Consider the following 19,857-nt stretch of genomic DNA (forward strand, 5'->3'; position numbering starts at 1 on the left):
CCGCTAGGGTCCTGACGGACCCAAGCTCTGCTTGCCCTCCCCTCAAGGGGGAGGGTGACGATGAACACTGGAGCTCTATCCTGCCTACCCTCCCCCTTGAGGGGAGGGTACCGAAGCTAGGCGAAGCCGTAGCGCAGGTAGGGAGGGGGTGTCGCAGTCCGGAATCTGCCTCGGCGAACCCGGTCTCCCCTTAAACCCGCTCCGCCTCTTCCAGCTCGGCGCTCAGCTCCAGCCAGCTTTCTTCCAGCGCCTCGAGGTCGCCGGCAAACCTTGCCTTGTCCTTGCCCAGCGCGATCAGTTTGTCCGCAGGGCCGTTATAGACCTTCGGATCGGCAAGCTGCGCCTCGATCTTGTCGATCTCGGTCCTGAGCCGGTTCATCTTGTTCTCGGCGTCGCTGATCTTCTTCTTGAGCGGCGCCAGTTCTGCCCGGCGCGCCGCGGCTTCCTGGCGCGACTGCTTGCGGTCCCCGTTGGCGGCCGCGCCGCTGCCGCCCTTGTCCTTGTTCGACGTGATATTGCGCTGGTAGCTGTCGAGGTCCTCGTCCAGTTCGCGGATCGTGCCGTTCTCGGCGATCCACAAGGTGTCACAGGTCGCCTCGATCAGGTGCCGGTCGTGCGAAATGATCAGCACCGCGCCCTGATAGTCGTTGAGCGCATAGACCAGCGCGTCGCGGCTATCGATATCAAGATGGTTGGTCGGTTCGTCGAGGATCATCATCGACGGGCCGGAAAAGGTGATGAGACCCATCAGCAGCCGCGCGCGCTCGCCACCACTGAGGTTCTTCGCCTTGGTGTCCATGCGGCTGGTGGTCAGCCCCATCTGCGCCAGCCGGCTGCGCCGCTTGGTTTCATTGTCGAGCGGCATCAGCTCGGCGACATGCTCCAGCGGCGTCTGCTCGGGCTTGAGCTTGTCCATCTGGTGCTGCGCGAAATGCGCGATTTCGAGCTTCTTGTTGATGCGCAGCGCCCCGTCGATGACGGGAATGTCGCCCGCCAGGAGCTTTGCAAAGGTCGACTTGCCGTTGCCATTGACGCCGATCAGCGCGATGCGCGCATCCGGATCGATGCGCTGCGTCACATTGCGCAGGATGACCTTGTCGCCATAGCCGGTCGAGACCTTGTCGAGCGTGATCATCGGCGTCGGCAGTTCGGTCTTGGGCTGCTGGAACTGGAACGGCGCCGCGTGCTCATCGAACATCGCCTCGGGCGGCTTCAGTTTTTCGATCATCTTGACGCGCGCCTGCGCCTGCTTGGCCTTGGTGGCCTTGGCCTTGAAGCGGTCGACGAATTTCTGCAGATGCGCAATCTGCTCCAGCGTCTTCTCGCGCGTCTTGTTGTTGAGCTCCATCTGCATGCGACGGGTGCTCTCGAACGTGTCGTAATTGCCCTTGTAGAAGGTCAGCTTGCGGTGTTCGAGATGCACGATGGCATTGACCGCCTTGTTGAGCAGGTCACGATCGTGGCTGATCAGGAAGACGGTGTAAGGATAGGTGGCGAGGTACTTTTCCAGCCACAGCGTGCCTTCGAGATCGAGATAGTTGGTCGGCTCGTCGAGCAGCAGCAGGTCGGGCTGCGAAAACAGCACCGCCGCCAGCGCCACGCGCATCCGCCAGCCGCCCGACAGCTCCCGCGTGGGGGCATTCTGCCGGTCATGCTCGAAGCCGAGCCCCTTGAGGATCGAGGAAGCCCGCGCCTCGGCCGTATGCGCATCGATATCGGCCAGCCGCATATGAATGTCGCCGATCCGGTGTGGATCAGTCGCCGTCTCGGCCTCTTTCAGCAGCGCCGTGCGCTCCTTGTCGGCGGCCAGCACAACTTCGAGCACGGTTTCTTCGCCGGCCGGGGCTTCCTGCGCCACCGCGCCGATCCGCGCCTTCTTGTTGACCTCGATCGAGCCGCTGTCGGCGGCGATATGGCCCTGGATCAGGTGGAACAGCGTCGTCTTGCCGGTGCCGTTCTTGCCCACGAAGCCGGCCTTGACGCCATCAGGCAGCACGAGCCCAGCCTCTTCCAGCAGCACCCGGCCCTGGATGCGGTAAGTCAGGTTGGTGATATTGAGCATGGTTCAGATCTTGTCCGCTTGCGGCGTCGCACCCCGCGCACGCCGATGGGGCAGGGGACGCACCAGAATTCATGAGGACCGGACTTATGTGCTTGCCGCCCATAAGGCAACCGGCGCGTCATCCTGTCGCCGGATTCGCCACGCATCCATCACATGCCGGGCGCATTGTCCCTGCGGTCAACCGAAAAGGAATTCCCATGTCTGCCAAGCCAGTCGCTCTCCTCCTCGCCACCGCACTCGTCGCGCTCTCCTTGCCTGCCATGGCCCAGGACAAGGCAAAGCCCGCCGACGCCGCGCCGGCCACTACCGACACCGCCGGCGACGCGCAGCGGCTCAACGACCTCGACGCCACGCGCATCAATCCCAACCAGATCACCATCGAATTCGAATATACCGGCGGCGCCTGCGAGGAAGTCGGCCCGGCCGAGGTGGGCGAACTGGTCGATGGTACGCTTGCCGTCACCTTCCCGACCATTTCCACCGCCGAGGTCTGCACCATGCAGGCTGTCGAGATCGACGTCGAACAGACCATCCAGGCCGAGCACATCGTCTCGCGCATCGACGTCACCCTGACCGCCCCCGACGGCCGCGTCATCGGCACCGGCTCCACCGACGTCGACCACGACTGACCTCAGATATGAACCGGTCGCTATTAAGCACCGTCATTGCCCGGCTCGTCCGGGCAATCCGTCTTCTCAAGGCATCGCTTGGACCACCGGGACAAGCCCGGTGGTGACGGCGGAAGAAAGATAGCGCGGCGGCAGCCCGCCCCGTCTTGCCTCCGTCAAACTCTCCCGCTAAAAGGCGCCACCTTTTCCAAGCAAATGCAGGATTTCTCGCCATGGCGATCGAACGCACCTTCTCCATCATCAAGCCCGATGCCGTCCGCCGCAACCTCATCGGCAAGATCCTGACCAAGTTCGAAGACGCCGGTCTCCGCCCGATCGCCCTCAAGAAGATCCACATGACCCGCGCCCAGGCCGAAGGCTTCTACGCAGTCCACAAGGAACGCCCCTTCTTTGGTGAACTGGTCGAGCAGATGATCGCTTCGCCGGTGGTCGTGCAGGTTCTCGAAGGCGAAGGCGCCATTCTCAAGAACCGCGAAATCATGGGCGCGACCAATCCGGCCAACGCCGCCGAAGGCACCATCCGCAAGGAATTCGCCCTCTCCGTCGGCGAAAACTCCGTGCACGGTTCGGACGCTCCCGAAACCGCAGCCCAGGAAATCAAGTTCTTCTTCACCGACGACGAGCTCGTTGGCTGATCCACGACCGCCTTTGGCAGTCAATCTGTCCGGTGAAGCGATAGGAGGGGCTGGTGCCCTACATCAATGTCCGCATTCTTGATGATGGTGTGACTGCCGAGCAGAAGGCCGAGGTCATTGCGGGCATTACGGACATCATGGTCCGCGTGCTGAACAAGACCCCGGAATCGACTCACGTCGTCATCGACGAAGTGCCGCTCGACAATTGGGGCAACCGCGGCAAGCAGGTCTCCGAGCTGCGCAAGCAGCCAAAGGCCTGACGCGCCGAGCCATGCGGCGCACTAGTGCCCGTCATGCATGCTCTCGCCTTGTGTTGCGCCAGTCGCTTCGCTAAACACCACGCCTATCAGGCCGCCCGCCGGGCGGCCTTTTTGCTTGACGTGATCTGGTCTATACTTTTTCCACGGCGTCAGTCCTGCGTAAGCGGGAACCCATCCTTTGCCAGCCGTCACGAACGGGAATGTTCCGCCTTTCGAGGGAACGACCGCTCTTTGGCTGCCTTTGCGAAAGCCAAAGATGTCTCTGCCTGAAACCATCATTGCCCCGATCGCCCGCGCCCTCGAGGCCAAGGGCTATGACAGCCTCACCCCGGTGCAGGCCGCTGTCATCGAACCAGAAGCCGACGGCCGGGACCTGCTGGTCTCCGCCCAGACCGGCTCGGGCAAGACCGTCGCCTTCGGCATGGCCATTGCGCCGACCCTGCTCGGCGACGATCCCATCCTGCCCGCTCCCGGCGCGCCACTGGCCCTGGTCATTGCCCCGACCCGCGAACTGGCCATGCAGGTCCGCCGCGAACTCGATTGGCTCTATGCCGACATGCATGCCCAGACCGCGGCCGGCGTCGGCGGCATGGACCAGCGTACCGAGCGCCGCGCCCTCGAGCGTGGCGCCCATATCGTCGTCGGCACGCCCGGCCGTCTGCGCGATCACATCACCCGCGGTGCGCTCGACATGTCGGCCCTGCGTGCGGTCGTCCTCGACGAGGCCGACGAAATGCTCGACCTGGGCTTCCGCGAGGATCTCGAATTCATCCTTGCTGCAGCGCCGGAGGATCGGCGCACCCTGCTGTTCTCGGCCACCGTGCCGCGTCCCATCGCCGAACTGGCGAAAACCTTCCAGAACGACGCGCTGCGCATCACCGCCACCAGTTCCGGCGAACAGCATGCCGATATCGACTACAAGCTCATGGTGGTGCCCGCCGACCAGCGCGAGAATGCCGTCATCAACACGCTGCTCTGGTACGAAAGCACCAATACCATCGTCTTCGCCTCGACCCGCGAAGCGGTGAAGCATCTCTCTGCGCGCCTCCACAATCGTGGTTTTGACGTCGTCACCCTGTCGGGCGAGTTGACCCAGGCCGAGCGCACCAATGCGCTGCAGGCCATGCGCGACGGCCGTGCCCGCATCTGCGTCGCCACCGACGTCGCCGCGCGCGGCATTGACCTGCCCAATCTCGATCTCGTCATCCATGCCGAACTGCCCATGAATGCCGAAACGCTGCTGCACCGCTCGGGCCGGACTGGCCGTGCCGGTCGCAAGGGCACCTGCGTCGTCATTTCGCCGACCCATCGCAAACGTGTCGCCCTGTCCATCCTGCGGACCGCCAAGATCGGTGCCGAACTGCTGGCGCCGCCCACCGCCGCCGAAATCGACGCCCGCTATCAGGAGCATATCCTGACGGCCGAAGCCCTGCTCGTGCCCGCCGCTGAGGAAGAAGCGCCCCTGGTCGCGCAACTGCTCGAACGGCATAGCCCCGAAGTCATTGCGGCTGCTTATCTCCGCATGCAACTCGCCGCCCGTCCGGTGCCCGAGGACATCAACGTCCCGGTCGTCGACGACGATCGCACGCCCCGCACACGGGAGGCCTTTGCCGGCGGTTCCTGGTTCAAGGTCAATCTCGGGCGCAAGCAGCGCGCCGAGCCACGCTGGCTCCTGCCGATGATCTGCAAGGCCGGCGGCGTCACCAAGGGCGCCATCGGTTCGATCCGCATTTTCGACACCGAGACCATTTTCGAGGTGGCGGCCGACAAGGTCGACAGCTTCCTGCGCAATGTCGGCACCAATGGCACCGGTGAAAAGGGCGTGCATATCAACGCCGTCGAGGGTCCTGGCGAGCGTCCGGATCGCCCACAATCGAAGCGCCGTCCGCCCGGCCCCCCGGAAAAGTACGATCCCATGAAGCCGCGCCCCGAAAAGGCGGATCGCAAGGAACGCTACGGCAAGCCCAGGTCCGACGACTTCGACAGCGTCATGGAAACCCCGCGCCCGCCGCGCGAGGCCAGGCCCGCCAAGGCGGCAAAACCCTTCACCAAGGACAAAGGCAAGCCGAAATGGTCAAAGCCGGCCGCCGAAGGCGAAGCGCGTCCTCCCAAGAAAAAAGACCACAAGAAGAGCCGCGCGGAATAGGGGCTCAGGCCGGTTTCAACCGGCCCAGCCTCGGCAGATTGCCCGCCGCGAGCACGCCGGAGCCGATCAGCGACAACACCGCGGCCACCACCAGCGCAAAGCGGTAGTCGCCATTGGCGGCCAGCACACCGAAGGCCCCGGCGCCCAGCAACTGGGCGCCGATCGCCACGATGTCCATCAGCGAGGTGGAAAGGCCCACCCGTCCCTTGATGGCGTCCTGCACATAGGCGATGTTGATGCTCATCAGCGCCGCCGTGCCCAGCCCGTTGAGGCCAAGCAGCCAGAACAAGGCGCTGACGCTGGTGAGCTGGGTCGAAAGCCCCATGAAAACGGCCATCACCACGCCCGCGAACGCCAGCAGCGTTTCCTTGCTCACCCGCGTCGTCAGCCATGCCAGGAGCAGCATGAACGGCGCCTCGGTCGCCGCCGTGATCCCCGCATAGAGCCCCACATCGGTGACGTTGCCACCGAGGTCGGTGACGATGAACAGCGCCATGGTCAGCGTCATCAGCCGGATCGCCCCGGTCATCACCACGAGGCCCACCAGCCCCGCCGCAGCCCCCGGCTTCAGCTCGAACATCGAGAGAAACGACGCGCCCTCGGCCCGCACCGGCGCCGGCATCTGCACGGCGGTGCCACTATCGGTCATCAGCAGCGCGAATATGCCGGCCAGGGCCGCATAACTCAGCGACGAGGCGAGGTAGACGTCGAAAATGCTGAACTCCGCCGCCACCCAGCCGGCCAGCGGCGGCACCACGATCCAGGCCACCGTGAACACCGTGCGGAGCGAGGTCACCATGAAGTCGACCCGCTCCGGCCGGTGCTTCATGTAATAGACCCGGAGGTAGCCAAAGCTCTGCCCATAGCTGGCGCCGGCAAAGGGCATGATCACGCCCATGGCCACCGCGAAGCTCAGTTGCGAGGGAAAGAGGTAGATGAGCCCGTGGGCAAGGATACCGGCCAGAGCCGTGATCAGCACCAGAAGCCGCCTGTCCTTCAGCTTGTCGGAGAGATATCCCAGCCCCAGCGACACGAAAGTGCCGAAGATCGCGCCGCAACTCATGATCGCGGCAAAAAAGCCCGGCGTCATGCCCAGCGTGTCGACGCCGACTAGCGAGGCATAGGGCATGGTGGCGGCATAGGTCACGCCGGAAAAGAACATGCTGGTGCCCAGAAGGGCCGTCACCGGCAGGCGCGCTTGCGTCATTGTCGGCCTCCTCCCGAGGCGGCCAGAGTGCTAACGCGACGAACTTTTGGTGTCTAATGAAACGTTTTCATGGCTCCCATCACGCCAGTTCGTCGCTTTTCGCACTGGCGAGCCGGGCCGACAGCGCCGCGATCTCCTCGGCATGCTTTTCGGTCGACGGGCCAATGCCGTCGATCCAGGTCGAAAAGCGCTTGAGCATGGGAATAAAGGCGTCGAGCTCGGCTTGGCTCCACTGGCCCAGGAAATCCCCCATGATCAGGAATTTGTAGGCCCGCACCGCATCCACCACCGTCTGCCCGCGCTCGGTCAACTCGATAATGGTGCGCCGCGCATCGGCCTGGCTCACCGCCCGGCGCGCATAGCCCTGGTCGACCATTTCGCTGACCAGCCGGCTGGCTCTGGACGGATCGATGCTGAGGCGCTCTGCCACGGTCGACACCATCACCTCGTCCGCCTCGCGCCCCGCTTCAGCCACCGGGCCGACAATCACCGCCAGGACATCGAACTGCGCCAGGTCGAGCCCGATCCCCAGATCCTGCAGCGCCCGCTGGCCCAGCTCGCGCTTCATGGCCCGGCGCCGCCATTGCTGGATGACCCAGTCGATATCCATCACGGCCTCCGCCGTTTCGGGGGCGATGCCGGCTTCGGTGAGGAGGGTACTGAACTGGGTCTTGTCGCTCAAAGGCATGGCAGCCACCGCAAATTTGCATGTCGAAGGCAAATACATGCTATTGACATGTAATTGCTCCCAGCACATTTATGCGCTCATACCGAATTTCGCAAGGGTCGCAGCGCATGCCGATCCCGCGCCCCGAAGGAATGCCCCAATGTCCGCACCCACACAACCGCAAGAAGCGGCGGCTGACCCATCCGTCAAGCTGGTGATCGGCGCCGTCGCCATCACCCTGCTGCTCGCTTCGCTTGGCCAGACCATTGTTTCGACCGCCTTGCCGTCCATCGTCGGGCAACTGGGCGGCCTCGACCACCTCACCTGGGTGGTGATCGCCTATCTGCTGAGCTCCACCGTCGTCGCGCCCATCTATGGCAAGCTGGGCGACCTCTATGGGCGCAAGATCGTCCTCCAGGTGGCCATCGTCATCTTCCTTGTCGGCGCCGTGCTGTCGGCCATGGCCACGACCATGACCTTCCTCATCGCCGCCCGCGCCATCCAGGGTCTCGGCGGCGGCGGCCTCATGGTCGTCGCCATGACCGTGGTGGCCGACATCATCCCGCCGCGCCAGCGGGGCAGGGTGCAGGGCCTCTTCGGCGCCATCTTCGGCGTCGCCACCGTTGTCGGCCCGCTTCTGGGCGGCTTCATCGTCGAGCACATCTCCTGGCAGTGGATCTTCCTCATCAACCTGCCGCTGGGCGTGCTGGCTCTGGCCGTCATCGCCGTTGCCCTCAAGCCGCGCGGCGAACGCGTCAAGCATTCCATCGACTATGCCGGCTTCGTGCTGCTCTCGGGCGGCCTGACCGCCTTTGTTCTGGCCACCTCCCTGGGCGGCAATACCTTTGAATGGCTCTCGGTCCAGATCATCGGCCTCGTCGTCCTGGCCCTCGCCATGCTGGCGGCCTTCGTCTGGGTCGAAGCGCGCGCTGCCGAGCCGGTCCTGCCTTTGAGCCTCTTCCGCAACAACACCTTTGCGGTCTCCAGCGCCGTCGGCTTCCTCGTCGGCATGGCCATGTTCGGCTCCATCACCTTCCTGCCCATGTACCTGCAGCTCGCCAAGGGTGTCTCGCCTACCGACTCGGCCCTGCAGCTCGTCCCGATGATGGTCGGCATGATCGGCACGTCCATGCTGTCGGGTTTCCTCATGACCCGCACCGGCCGCTACAAGATCCTGCCGCAGCTCTCCACCTTCGTCCTGACCATCGGCTGTCTGCTGCTGGCGACCATGCAGCTCGACTCCCCCTCCTGGCAGATCGCCATCTATATGTTCCTCGTCGGCGCCGGCATCGGTCCGGTCAACAGCGTCAGCGTCACCGCCACCCAGAATGCCGTGCCGCGTGCCGTGGTTGGCGCAGCCACGGCCGGCAATACGCTGTTCCGCCAGATCGGTGGCTCCATTGGTGTCTCGGTCTTTGGCGCCATCTTTTCGAGCGGTCTTGCCGCACGCCTCGCCGAGGTCATGCCGGCAGGCGCCAACGCGGGCACGGGCAGTTTCAACGCCCAGGCCGTCGCCGCCTTGCCCGAGCCCGTCCGCAACCTCGTGCTCGAGGCTTTTGCCAGCGCTCTCCACCCGGTCTTCTTCACCGCTGCTGCGGCCTCGATCATTGCCTTCGGCCTGACCTTCATCCTCGAAGAATTGCCGCTGGCCAACTCGCTTCGCCAAGAGCCCGAGGCTGAGATCGATGCTGAAGAAGCTGCAACTGCCGCGGTTGTAGGAGCTCCTGCGGTAGCCGTGCGCTAGACTGTCATAAACTTTCAGTGTCCGGCGCGATTGTGCCGGACACTGCCGCATTTGGGCCAATAGCCTCCGCCATAAGCCGGGCCGCAGGCGGTAGTCGCAAGAAATCCCCAGGATTAACAGGAGCTTGCGTGCTTGGCCGGAATCGGGAGGGCAGGCTGTTGAATCTCTTTCTGAGCTCTGACGCTTCGAATGGCGGTTGCGAAGTTGCAACATTGTCCAATCCGCCACGCGACCGCCTGACTTATGGCGAATTTGTGAATGGCCAAATCACTTCGCTTGCATAATCTGCAATATCAGAACTGCCGAAATCGCGTCACCGGCCTCAGCACCTTGGAGAACAGCAACGTGCCTTTGCGTTGGCAGGAAGTGGCTTTGCCACTCGTGACGATATCAGTCCTCATCCTTCTCAAATACATTCCCGCCACCGCTCACCTGCCGCTTTCGCGCGCAGCCGGCGTTGTTGCCTTCGGCTATGCCGCCTTCCTGGCGCTGCGTCTGGTGCAGCCGGAAGATGCCATTGTCGTCGAGGGCGGTTGGGCTGAACTGCGGCCGTCCATGGTCGAGTATTTCGCCTGCTACGGCGCTGCGGCCCTCGCGGCGATCCTGCTCTTTGCCGTGATCTTCATGGGCTCGGCTGTCGATACCACCCAGCTCATCGCCACCTACCTCGCCGTGCTGCTGCTCGCGGGCGGCGCTATCGGCATCGGCATGGCCGGCCTCTTCACCAACACTGCCTGGGATCACCGCCAGGTCAAGCATCGCACGGCTCTCGGCCGCGAAACCACGCTGGACTGGTCCGACGTGCGCTCGGTGCGTCCCAACTGGCGCGGTGTGACCATTGCCGGCACCACCGGCCGCATCACCTTCTCGCAGTTCCATGGCGGCGCCGCCCAGCTCGCCAAGCACGCCAGCAACCGCGCCCGCCGCAACGCTGAAACCGCGACCAAGGCGTTTGCGGTCTGAACCCCCACCCCACCTCCCCCTGAAGAAGGGGGGAGGAACCGATCGAGTTTAGCGCGATGTCTGCGCGCCCACCGGCCGACCCCTCCCCCTCCTTCAGGGGGAGGCTAGGTGGGTGGGCTTTGGCCCATCACCACCCCTGATCCAATCCATAAAAACAATGCGATTGTCGCCGGGCAGGGGCGGGGCGTATCGTGCGGGCATGAACGCCCCAGTTGCCCCCATCGCCCGCACCATCCGCTCCGTCTGCCCGCATGACTGTCCGTCCGTCTGTGCGCTCGATGTCGACATCCTTGCCGATGGCAGGGTCGGCCGCGTCCGCGGTGCCAAGGACGATCCCTATACGGCCGGTGTGATCTGCGAAAAGGTCGCCCGCTATGCCGAGCGCATCCATCATCCCGAGCGTCTGCTCCATCCCATGCGCCGCGTCGGTCCCAAGGGCGCCGGCCAATGGCAGCGCATTTCCTGGGACGAGGCGCTGGACGAGATCGCCGCCCGCTTCCGCACCGTCGAAGACCAGCATGGCCCGGAATCGGTCTGGCCCTATTTCTACGCCGGCACCATGGGTCACGTGCATCGCGACGGCATCGAGCGCCTGCGCGCCGTGCGCGGCTATTCGCATCAATACGACACCATCTGCGTCGGGCTCCCCTGGCCCGGCTATATAGCCGGCACGGGCCTCCTCGGTGGCGTCAATCCGGAGCAGATGGCCGAGGCCGACTGCGTCGTCATCTGGGGCACCAACGCGGTGCACACCCAGGTCAACGTCATGACCCACGCCATGAAGGCCCGCAAGACGCGTGGCGCCAAGGTCGTGGTCATCGATATCTATCGCAATGCCACCATGGAGCAGGCGGATATGGGCCTGGTGCTGCGGCCGGGTACCGACGGCGCGCTGGCCGTTGCCACCATGTATATCCTGCTGCGCGACGGCCTCGCCGATCGCGACTACATGGCTGAATTCACCGACTTTTCGCCCGAGTTCGAGGCGCATCTCGCGACCCGCACGCCGGAATGGGCCTCTGAGATCACCGGCCTGCCGGTCGCCGAGATCGAGGCTTTCGCCCATCTCGTCGGCACCACACCACGCACATTCTTCCGCCTTGGCTATGGCTTTTCGCGCCAGCGCAATGGCTCCACCGCCGTCCACGCCGCGCTCTCGATCCCCGCCATGACCGGCGCCTGGCAGCATCGTGGCGGCGGCGCCTTTCATTCCAATTCCGGCACCTGGGCGCTCGACAAGTCACGTCTCGAAGGCACGCACCTGCAAAAGGGCACGCCGCGCCTCCTCGACATGTCGGAGATCGGACCGATCCTCACCGGCGATGCCAAGGCCTTGCAGGGGGGCGCTGCGGTTCACGCCATGATCGTCCAGAATACCAACCCCGCCACCGTCGCGCCGCATCAGGCGCTGGTGCGCGAGGGGCTCATGCGCGAGGATCTGTTCGTGGTCGTGCACGAGCAATTCATGACCGAGACGGCTGAGCTCGCGGACATCGTTCTGCCGGCCACCATGTTCCTCGAGCACAACGACTACTACACGCGCGGCGGCCATACCCGCGTGCTCTACGGCCCCGCCGTCATGGACGCGCCCGGGGAGGCGCGGTCGAACCACGACGTCATCAATGCCATCGCCCTCCGGCTCGGCAGCGAAGACCCCGTCTTCCGCACCAGCGATCGCGATGTCGTCGCCGACACCTTTGCTCGCTCCAAATACCCGGCGCTCGAAGAGGTCGAAAAGACCGGCTATGTCGATCGCGAGCGCCCCGACGAGGTCGCCCGTTTCGCCAAGGGCTTCGGTTGGCCCGATGGCCGCTTCCGCTTTGCGCCCAATTGGCAGGATGTCGCCGACCGCAAGGGCTATCGCTGGGTCTGCGATCCTGCCGAGATGCCACGCTTCGCCGATCATTGGGCCATCAACGAGGCGGCAGACGACGTGCACCCCTTCAAGCTCGCCACCAGCCCGGCGCGCGCCTTCCTCAATTCCACCTTCAACCAGACGCCCGGTAGCCTACGGCGCGAGGGCGAACCGACCGTTTTCATCCATCCTGAGGACGCCGTTCGCCTGGGCATCGTTCACGGTGATCCGGTCGTGGTCGGCAATTTCCGGGGCCAGGTCGAGCTGACCGCCTTCCTCCATACCGGCCTCCGTACCGGGGTGCTGATTGCCGAGGGCCTCCACCGCAACAAGGCCCATCGCGGCGGCCAGGGCATCAACATGCTCACCAGCGCCCAACCCGCGCCCCCCTTCGGCGGCGCCCCCTTCCACGACGCGGCGGTGTGGATCAGGAAGGCGGAGTAGGGCGGACTGTCGCCTCGCACTCAGTGCCGCCCTCGGACTTGGTCCGAGGGCCACCCCCAACGTCAGCGAATGTCTGCAATGGTCCGGGTCAAGCCCGGGGACGGCTCGGCATCGCGACGGGACCAGATGCCACCTCAGTCGTCATTGCCCGGCCTGACCGGGCAATCCATCTCTCCAGGCGCTCTAAGCGAAGTAAGCCGCCCTGAAAAAATACCCCGTCATGCCGATGCCATAGACGATCACGCCCCAGCGGATCCACTGCGTCGGAATGAACTTCGCCAGCCGCGCCGCCGCATAGCCGCCGATGGTGACACCCACCAGCGCGATCGAGCCATGGTACCAGTCGATCGTGCCATTGAACGCAAAGCGCGCCACTGCCACCACCGCTACCACCGACGAGATAAAGAGCTTGAGCCCATTCATCGCGTGGATGTCGGTCATCCCCGCCATGGCGAGAAAGGCCAGCAGCAGGATGCCGAGCCCGGCATTGAAGAAGCCGCCATAGAGGCAGACCGCCGCCAGCAGGGCGAGGATCAGCACCGCGCCCAAGGCCTTCATGCCGCGCCGTTCGCCCGACCGCGCACGCAGCGCCGCGTTGATCTGGTTGCCGAACACGAACAGCGTCACCGCAAAGGCCATCAGCCAGGGCACGACCTTGGAAAACTGTTCGTCCGACACCACCAGCAGCAATTCCGCCCCGGCATAGCCGAACAGCGCCGCGACGATGCCGTAGGTGACGAGCCGGTCCTTGTAGGCCCGCATGGCGCCCCAATAGCCTACCGCGCCGCTGACATAGCCGGGCAGGGCAGCATAAGTGTTCGAGGCATTGGCCAGCACAGGCGGCACTCCGGCGAACAGCAGCGCCGGGAACACGATGAACGATCCGCCGCCGGCCAGCGAATTGACCGCGCCGCCCAAAAGGCCCGCAATCAGCAGCAGAATCTCGTTCATCATCGCACTCCTGGCCCCACCCCGGGTGTCTAGCGCCCAATTGCCGGTTCGCCCAACGCAATTGTCTGATCGGCCCATCACGCCATTTGATCGGCCGCTCTTGACTTGCGGCGCTCGCGAGCGCATTTACGCCCTCGGTTGCTGGCGCCTGCCGCCCGCGGATCGCGAGATCCATGGTGAAGTCCAGCCTAAGGCATTGATCCCTTTGGTTTTCTCCCAAGGCGCATCATGGCAATGCGGGCTCCCATGTCACAGTCGCCTCCATTAGGAGAGACCTGAACTCATGTCTTTTTCCCTCGATACCCCCTCCGCCCAGACCCTGAAGTCCGAGGCAAAGATGCTGCGCGAAGAACGCGCCGCCTCCGGCAAGCCTCTTACGCACAGCGAAGCGCTGGAAGAAATCGCCCGAACCCACGGCTATCGCGACTGGAATACCGCTCGCGCCGCTCTGCCTGATCGTGTCGCCGTGCCGTTCCAAGTCGGCATGCGCGTCAAGGGCACTTACCTCGAACAGCCTTTTACCGGGCTACTGATCGGGGTGCAGCTCGCGCACAACATGCAGGCTTTCACCGTGACCATTCAGTTCGACGAACCGGTCAATGTCACGCCGACCTTCATGTTTGCCGCCTATCGGCACCGCGTGGTGTCGACGGTCGACATCAATGGCATCTCGCCCGCCCTAAGGGGCAATGGCGAGCCGCAGATGCGGCTCTTCCGGGCTTAAACGCCCGGACGGCCATGAGACCTGTGGTCGAATGGCGGGTTTACTGCGCCGGGGCGGTCTCAGCGGCCGCCTCGGTGCGCATCCGGGCTTCCAGTTCCTCGGGCGGCACGCGGGTCCAGTCCTCGCCGCGGCAGATGACATTGAACAGCACGCAGCCATTGAGCCGCAGCATGTCGGGACCCAGCACCTCGATGTAGCCGGTATAGGTCTTCCCATCCTCGGGATTGTAGATTTCGCCGTCGAAGATATAGGGCTCGGCGCCCTGCTGCAGGGTGAGAATCTGCAGGCCCAGCATCGGCCGGTTGCGCAGGGCAGGGTCTTCGTTGCGCTGATCGAAGAACTGGTCCGGTGTCATTGCCGCCGCCGCTTCGGCTTCGGCGCCTTCAAGCATGCCCTCGGGCACCACGATATGCGACAAGGTCCCGCAAAACCCTTCGGGGCAGGCGGCGATCGTCACTTCCGAGAGCAACTGCGTGCGCCACACCCCTTCCACCGGGGATCGGGGGACGATCGGCACGGACGCCGGGTCCTGTGCATGAGCAATCCCCACCAGGAACAGCATGGCCGCCGCCGCCACCGCGCCTCGAACTGCTCGACCAAGGTCGCTCGCCATCTGCATCCGCCTCTTGCCCATTGTCCGAGTCGCCGCGACTCTGCCGCTTGTCCGCGCGCCCGATCTAGCCCGACTTTACCCGCCCTTACCAACCAAATTGCGGCAAGAGCCGGGCCTGCCGTCCACAGCCTGCAAGCCCTTGGCGCCGACCGGACAAAAACCGCTTGCCTTACCCCAGCGCTCCCGCTAGACCCGACCCCGCCGGAGAGGTGGCCGAGTGGTCGAAGGCACACCCCTGCTAAGGGTGCAGATCGGGAACGGTCTCGAGGGTTCGAATCCCTTCCTCTCCGCCACTTTCCTCATCCCATAAATCGCTGAATTTGCTGGTGTTCCGGACGTTGGTTCTCGGATTGCGCACCCCATTGTCGTCCAGCGCGTGGACACGCAGCGACTCGGGCCGCGCTCGTCTATGGCTAGCGCCTCTTCCCAACCGCTCCTCGGCGGGAAAGAATGTTGCCCGAGCAAAAGCCGGGGAGGGGCCAATGTTCTTGAAAACTGTCGAGCCTGCCGACGCCGAGGGCGAAATCGCATCGATCTATGCCAGGGAAATGGCGTCCATGGGACGTGTCATGCAGGCGACCCAGTGCTGGTCGGCAAGACCGGACATCCTGCCGCCGGTGGAGCACTTGCTGCATCAGATCAGGGATGGATTTTCTCTGGGCCTGACGAACTTCCGCCTGATCACGCTGATCGCGGCCAAGCATGTGCCCTCGAGTTATTGTTCCCACGTCTACTTCAAGGCGCTTGCAAGCATGATTGGGCGCGAGCAAACCCTCGCCGTGCATCGAGACTATCGCAACGCCGGGCTGACGGAACAGCAAGTGGCGATGCTGGACTATGCCAGGCAGATCACGATCGATGCGTCGCGGATCACCCAGGCCGACATAGACCGGCTTCGTGTTGTCGGACTGACGGATCTGAACATCGCCGATGTCGCGCTGGCCGCCTCTTTCCGCAATTTCCTCAGCCGATATTTCGATGCTGTGGGAGCCAGGGCCGAGCTCGACTTCTTGGACAGCGACATGGTCGTTCGCGAGGAGCTGTCCGCCGGCAGCCGTTGAGTTGGGATGTGTGGCACACCCCAACTCTCCGAAGGCCGATCGACAGGAGCCTGGTTAAAGCGTCTCGGTGACGTGGTTCACCGCGGCCAGCGTCATCTCGACGATCCGATCGACTTCGGCTTCGGTGATGACGAGCGGCGGCGCAAACCCCAGAATGTCGCCCTGCGGCATGGCGCGGGCGATCATGCCGTGTTCCAGGGCCGCGGCGGAGACGCGCGGGCCGATCTTGAGATTGGGGTCGAAACTGTCGCGCCTGTCCTTGCCGGTGGCGAACTCCAGGGCTGCCATCAGGCCCACGCCGCGCACTTCGCCGACCAGGGGATGGTCGGTGAAGGTTTCGCGCAGGCGCCGCTGGAAATAGGCGCCGGTGCGGGCAGCATTGCCGGTCAGGTCCTCGCCGTCGACAATGTCGAGATTGGCATTGGCCGCCGCAGCGCAGACCGGGTGGGACGAATAGGTCCAGCCATGGCCGAACGGGCCAAGCCGGTCATTGCCCTCGACGAGCACATCCCAGACCTTCTTGCCGATGATCGAGCCGGACAGCGGCAGATAGGCCGAGGTCAGTCCCTTGGCGATGGTGATGATGTCAGGCTCGATGCCATAGGTGTGCGAGCCGAAATACTGTCCCGTGCGGCCAAAGGCCGTGACCACTTCGTCGGCGATCAGCAGGATGTCGTATTTGCGCAGCACGGCCTGGATCGCAGTCCAGTAGCCTTCGGGCGGCGGCACAATGCCGCCGGTGCCGAGAACCGGCTCGCCGATAAAGGCGGCGATGGTTTCCGGACCTTGGGCGAGAATGAGCGCCTCCAATTCGTCGGCGAGGCGCTGCGAAAAATCGAGCTCGGTCTCGCCGGCCTGGGCATAACGCCAGTAGTGGGGACAGGCGGTGTGGAGAATGCCCTCCATGGGCAGGTCGAAGGCGTTGTGAAATGCCTGGAGCCCGGTGAGGCTGCCGGTCATGAGGCCCGAGCCGTGATAGGCGCGGTGGCGGGAAATGACCTTCTTTTTTTCCGGCCGGCCCAGCACATTATTGTAGTAGCGCACGATCTTGAGATTGGTCTCGTTGGCGTCCGAGCCCGAAAGGCCATAATAGACCTTGCTCATGTTCATGCCGGCCGAGCGGATGATGCGCTCGGAGAGGTTGATGACCTGCTCGTTCGAATGGCCGACATAGGCATGGTAGTAGGCGAGCTTCTGCGCCTGGGCATAGATCGCGTCGGCGACCTCGGTGCGGCCGTAGCCGATATTGACGCAATAGAGCCCGGCAAAGGCGTCGAGGCTTTCCAGCCCGTCACGGTCACGCACATAGACGCCGCTGCCGCCGGACATGATGCGATTGGGGATCTCGCCCCGCTCGAACTGAGCCAGATGCGTGGACGGATGGAAGACGAACTCCCGGTCGATGGCGGAGATGTCGTTGATGCGGTTGTCCATGATCGTTCCTTGCTCAGGCCGTACGAAAGGCGGCGCAGACATATTTGAGGTCAGTGAATTCGGAGATGGCGTGACGCCCGCCCTCGCGCCCGAGGCCGCTGTCTCGAACCCCGCCGAAGGGAATGGGATGGCCGGTCATCTTCACGCAGTTGACGGCGAGCATGCCGGTGCGAATGGCCCCGGAGACCCGGCAGATCCGGTCATGGTCCTGGGTGAAGAGGTAAGCGGAAAGGCCATATTCCGTGTCATTGGCGAGGGCGATGGCCTCGTCCTCGCTGTCGAACGGCATGACGGCGGCGACCGGCCCGAAGGTCTCTTCCCGGAAGATCGCCATGTCCGGCCGGACATCGGCCAAGACGGCGGGGGTGATGAAAAGCCCGCTGGCCTCGCCCCCGGTCAGCAGCCTCGCCCCCGCCGATGTGGCGTTGGTGATATGGTCGAGACATTTCTGGATCGCGCGGTCATGCATCAACGGGCCGAGCGTCACGCCCGCATCGAAGCCATTGCCGATGCGCAGGGCTTCGGTCGCGGCGACGAAGCGCGTCAGAAACGCGTCATAGATGCTGCGCTGCACGAGAATGCGGTTAGCCGCGAGACAATCCTGTCCGGTGGTCTGGAACTTGGCATCGACAGCGGCGGCAACGGCGCGATCGAGGTCCACATCGTCAAAGACGAGGAAGGGCGCATGTCCGCCGAGCTCCATGGAGACGCGCTTCAGCGTGCCCGCACAGTCCCGCGCCAGCTCTTTGCCCACGGCGGTGGAGCCGGTGAAGCTGAGGCCCCGCACGAGGGGGTTGCGGGTCATCTCGCCGACGATTTCGCGCGATGGCCCGGTAAGGACGTTGAACACGCCACGGGGAAAGCCTGCGCGCTCGGCGAGAACCGCGAGCGCAATGGCCGAAAACGGTGTTTCGCTGGCGGGGCGCACCACGACGCTGCAGCCGGCGGCGAGCGCGGCGGCCGCCTTGCGGGTGATCATGGCGCAGGGAAAATTCCACGGTGTGACGCAGGCCACCACGCCAATGGGTTCTCGCACCACGCGCATGGAGCGGCCAGGCAGGTGGCTCATGGGAATTTCGCCGTCGACCCGCTTGGCTTCTTCGGCGAACCACTCGACGAAACTGGCGGCGTAGTCGATTTCGCCCCGCGCCTCGGCGAGCGGCTTGCCCTGCTCGGAGGTCATGATGATGGCGAGATCTTCGCGCGCATCTACGATGAGCTCGAACCAGCGGCGCAGGACGGCAGCGCGCTGCTGCGGCAGGAGCTTGCGCCAGGTGCCGAAGCCGGCATGAGCGGCGGTGATTGCCTCACCTGTCTCGACACGGCCCAGGGCCGGAACATGGCCGATGACGGCGCCGGTGGCCGGATTGGTGACAGCAATGGAGGGGCCCGAACCGCCATGCCAGGCGCCGTCGTAATAGGCCTTCTCGATCCGGAGAGCCTTGTCCGCCGGCTGCCAGGCATTGCTTACCGGAAAATTAAGAACGGCTGCGTTCATCTTGCGTCCTTCCACGCTGCATCTACGTAAAGACTAGGGAGGCGCCGCCCGAAAGTGCTTTCCAAGCTCCCAGGGGGCGAAGGTTTTTTGTCGGGTGCGGCCACCGCACCCGAAAACTCTTCGGTCACTTGAACTTGTCGCGCATGGCGCCAAGGCCGGGGATGTAGCTGAGCAAATGGTAGTGCGCGGGGTCGAAGAACTGCACGAGGCCACGCTGGTCGCGGCCGACCAGGATGGTGAAGACGTAGGCGCGATGGCCCGGCGAGGTGACGGTCGGGTGGTAGCCCGAGGGCAGCAGATAGGTGTCGCCATCAAGCGTCATCACGGCCTCGGGCGTGCCGTTTTCGCCATAGTGGAACTGGCCGCCGAAGCCGGTCGGGGGATTGTAGCGGTAGTGGTAGAGTTCGGCGTGATTGGTCTCGCCGTCGCGATGGGTGTCGTGCTTGTGCGGCGGGTAGCCGGACCAGCAGCCGTCCTCGGCATAGAGCTCACTCACCAGCAGGTTGCCGGCGCGGCCATTGCCGTTCTGGCCCAGGATGTGAAAGATCTCGCGGTGTGACTTGGTGCCGGAAGAACCCACCACCACGCTTTCCACCTCTTCGGGCGTCACGCGGAACGGAGCATGGCTTTCCGTGCAGGCGCCGCCGGCAACCACCGCTTCGAGCGGACCGCCGGTCGCGGTGATGGTGATGGCGCGGCCCGTGCCGGCATAAACGGAATCCGCCTTGCCCGACCAGATATCCCGGCGCTGGCCGACATCGGCAAAGGCCACGTCGCCGACATCAATGCGGGCTTTGCCGGTCTGCACCACGACGACGATTTCGAAGCCGGGGACGTCGAGGGTTACGGATTGTCCGTCCGCGAGGGCGATGCGGTTGAAATAGACATCGTCGAGATGCGGATTGTTGGCATCGACAATGGCCTCGTTGGCATTGTCGGCATTGCGAATGATGAGGCTCATGGT

The 19,857-nt window shown here is 64.3% G+C and carries 17 protein-coding genes and 1 tRNA gene; 10 read left to right on the forward strand and 8 right to left on the reverse strand.

What is annotated here, in order from left to right; translation table 11 throughout:
* Positions 1–190 precede the first annotated feature (190 nt).
* Complete coding sequence (locus tag JEQ47_RS11520) at positions 191–2,062, reverse strand: ABC-F family ATP-binding cassette domain-containing protein (RefSeq protein WP_198876536.1); 1,872 nt, start codon at positions 2,060–2,062, stop codon at positions 191–193.
* A gap of 197 nt (positions 2,063–2,259) precedes the next feature.
* Here JEQ47_RS11520 and JEQ47_RS11525 point away from each other — a divergent pair, with 197 nt between their 5' ends.
* From JEQ47_RS11525 to JEQ47_RS11540, 4 genes are all read left to right on the forward strand, one after another.
* Positions 2,260–2,691, forward strand: a complete 432-nt coding sequence (locus tag JEQ47_RS11525) for a hypothetical protein (RefSeq protein ID WP_198876537.1) — start codon at positions 2,260–2,262, stop codon at positions 2,689–2,691.
* Positions 2,692–2,903: 212 nt separating this feature from the next.
* Complete coding sequence (gene ndk, locus JEQ47_RS11530; protein WP_198876538.1) at positions 2,904–3,326, forward strand: nucleoside-diphosphate kinase; 423 nt, start codon at positions 2,904–2,906, stop codon at positions 3,324–3,326.
* A 53-nt stretch (positions 3,327–3,379) separates the two neighbouring features.
* The gene (locus JEQ47_RS11535) at positions 3,380–3,586 is read left to right on the forward strand and encodes a tautomerase family protein (RefSeq protein ID WP_198876539.1); all 207 of its coding nucleotides are present in this window, start codon (positions 3,380–3,382) and stop codon (positions 3,584–3,586) included.
* Positions 3,587–3,842: 256 nt separating this feature from the next.
* A complete protein-coding gene (locus tag JEQ47_RS11540; RefSeq protein WP_198876540.1) occupies positions 3,843–5,732 on the forward strand; it encodes a DEAD/DEAH box helicase in 1,890 nt (629 codons plus the stop codon).
* Positions 5,733–5,736: 4 nt separating this feature from the next.
* On the opposite strand, the gene JEQ47_RS11545 is transcribed toward JEQ47_RS11540, so the two are convergent.
* Together JEQ47_RS11545 and JEQ47_RS11550 are read right to left on the reverse strand one after the other, a co-directional pair.
* Positions 5,737–6,939: an MFS transporter gene (locus JEQ47_RS11545; RefSeq protein WP_198876541.1), complete on the reverse strand. Its 1,203-nt coding sequence runs from the start codon at positions 6,937–6,939 to the stop codon at positions 5,737–5,739.
* A 79-nt stretch (positions 6,940–7,018) separates the two neighbouring features.
* On the reverse strand, positions 7,019–7,627 hold the full coding sequence (locus JEQ47_RS11550) for a MarR family winged helix-turn-helix transcriptional regulator (protein WP_198876542.1): 609 nt from the start codon (positions 7,625–7,627) through the stop codon (positions 7,019–7,021).
* A gap of 139 nt (positions 7,628–7,766) precedes the next feature.
* Between JEQ47_RS11550 and JEQ47_RS11555 the strand changes: the two genes are divergently transcribed.
* From JEQ47_RS11555 to JEQ47_RS11565, 3 genes are all read left to right on the forward strand, one after another.
* Positions 7,767–9,350, forward strand: coding sequence for an MDR family MFS transporter (locus JEQ47_RS11555; RefSeq protein WP_198876543.1), 1,584 nt, complete (start codon positions 7,767–7,769; stop codon positions 9,348–9,350).
* 372 nt (positions 9,351–9,722) lie between these two features.
* A complete protein-coding gene (locus JEQ47_RS11560) occupies positions 9,723–10,313 on the forward strand; it encodes a hypothetical protein (RefSeq protein WP_198876544.1) in 591 nt (196 codons plus the stop codon).
* A gap of 199 nt (positions 10,314–10,512) precedes the next feature.
* Positions 10,513–12,612 (forward strand): molybdopterin-containing oxidoreductase family protein, encoded by a 2,100-nt coding sequence (locus tag JEQ47_RS11565; RefSeq protein ID WP_198876545.1) that lies wholly within the window; start codon positions 10,513–10,515, stop codon positions 12,610–12,612.
* A 183-nt stretch (positions 12,613–12,795) separates the two neighbouring features.
* Here the strand turns inward: JEQ47_RS11565 and JEQ47_RS11570 are convergent, their stop codons facing one another.
* Positions 12,796–13,563: a sulfite exporter TauE/SafE family protein gene (locus JEQ47_RS11570; RefSeq protein ID WP_198876546.1), complete on the reverse strand. Its 768-nt coding sequence runs from the start codon at positions 13,561–13,563 to the stop codon at positions 12,796–12,798.
* 283 nt (positions 13,564–13,846) lie between these two features.
* On the opposite strand from JEQ47_RS11570, the gene JEQ47_RS11575 reads away from it, so the two are divergent.
* Positions 13,847–14,287: a glyoxalase superfamily protein gene (locus JEQ47_RS11575; protein WP_198876547.1), complete on the forward strand. Its 441-nt coding sequence runs from the start codon at positions 13,847–13,849 to the stop codon at positions 14,285–14,287.
* A gap of 40 nt (positions 14,288–14,327) precedes the next feature.
* On the opposite strand, the gene JEQ47_RS11580 is transcribed toward JEQ47_RS11575, so the two are convergent.
* Positions 14,328–14,900: a DUF2147 domain-containing protein gene (locus JEQ47_RS11580; protein WP_198876548.1), complete on the reverse strand. Its 573-nt coding sequence runs from the start codon at positions 14,898–14,900 to the stop codon at positions 14,328–14,330.
* Between the two features lie 203 nt (positions 14,901–15,103).
* Between JEQ47_RS11580 and JEQ47_RS11585 the strand changes: the two genes are divergently transcribed.
* Both JEQ47_RS11585 and JEQ47_RS11590 read left to right on the forward strand, forming a co-directional pair.
* A tRNA-Ser gene (locus JEQ47_RS11585) sits at positions 15,104–15,193 on the forward strand.
* Positions 15,194–15,382: 189 nt separating this feature from the next.
* Entirely contained in the window at positions 15,383–15,961 is a 579-nt protein-coding gene (locus JEQ47_RS11590) for a carboxymuconolactone decarboxylase family protein (protein ID WP_198876549.1), read from the forward strand.
* Between the two features lie 54 nt (positions 15,962–16,015).
* Here the strand turns inward: JEQ47_RS11590 and JEQ47_RS11595 are convergent, their stop codons facing one another.
* From JEQ47_RS11595 to JEQ47_RS11605, 3 genes are all read right to left on the reverse strand, one after another.
* Positions 16,016–17,395, reverse strand: a complete 1,380-nt coding sequence (locus JEQ47_RS11595) for an aminotransferase (protein WP_198876550.1) — start codon at positions 17,393–17,395, stop codon at positions 16,016–16,018.
* Positions 17,396–17,408: 13 nt separating this feature from the next.
* Entirely contained in the window at positions 17,409–18,893 is a 1,485-nt protein-coding gene (locus JEQ47_RS11600; RefSeq protein ID WP_198876551.1) for an NAD-dependent succinate-semialdehyde dehydrogenase, read from the reverse strand.
* Positions 18,894–19,017: 124 nt separating this feature from the next.
* Positions 19,018–19,854, reverse strand: a complete 837-nt coding sequence (locus JEQ47_RS11605; protein WP_198876552.1) for a 5-deoxy-glucuronate isomerase — start codon at positions 19,852–19,854, stop codon at positions 19,018–19,020.
* Positions 19,855–19,857: the final 3 nt, after the last annotated feature.

It is taken from the genome of Devosia sediminis (genome assembly GCF_016411825.1).
Lineage (GTDB): Bacteria > Pseudomonadota > Alphaproteobacteria > Rhizobiales > Devosiaceae > Devosia > Devosia sediminis.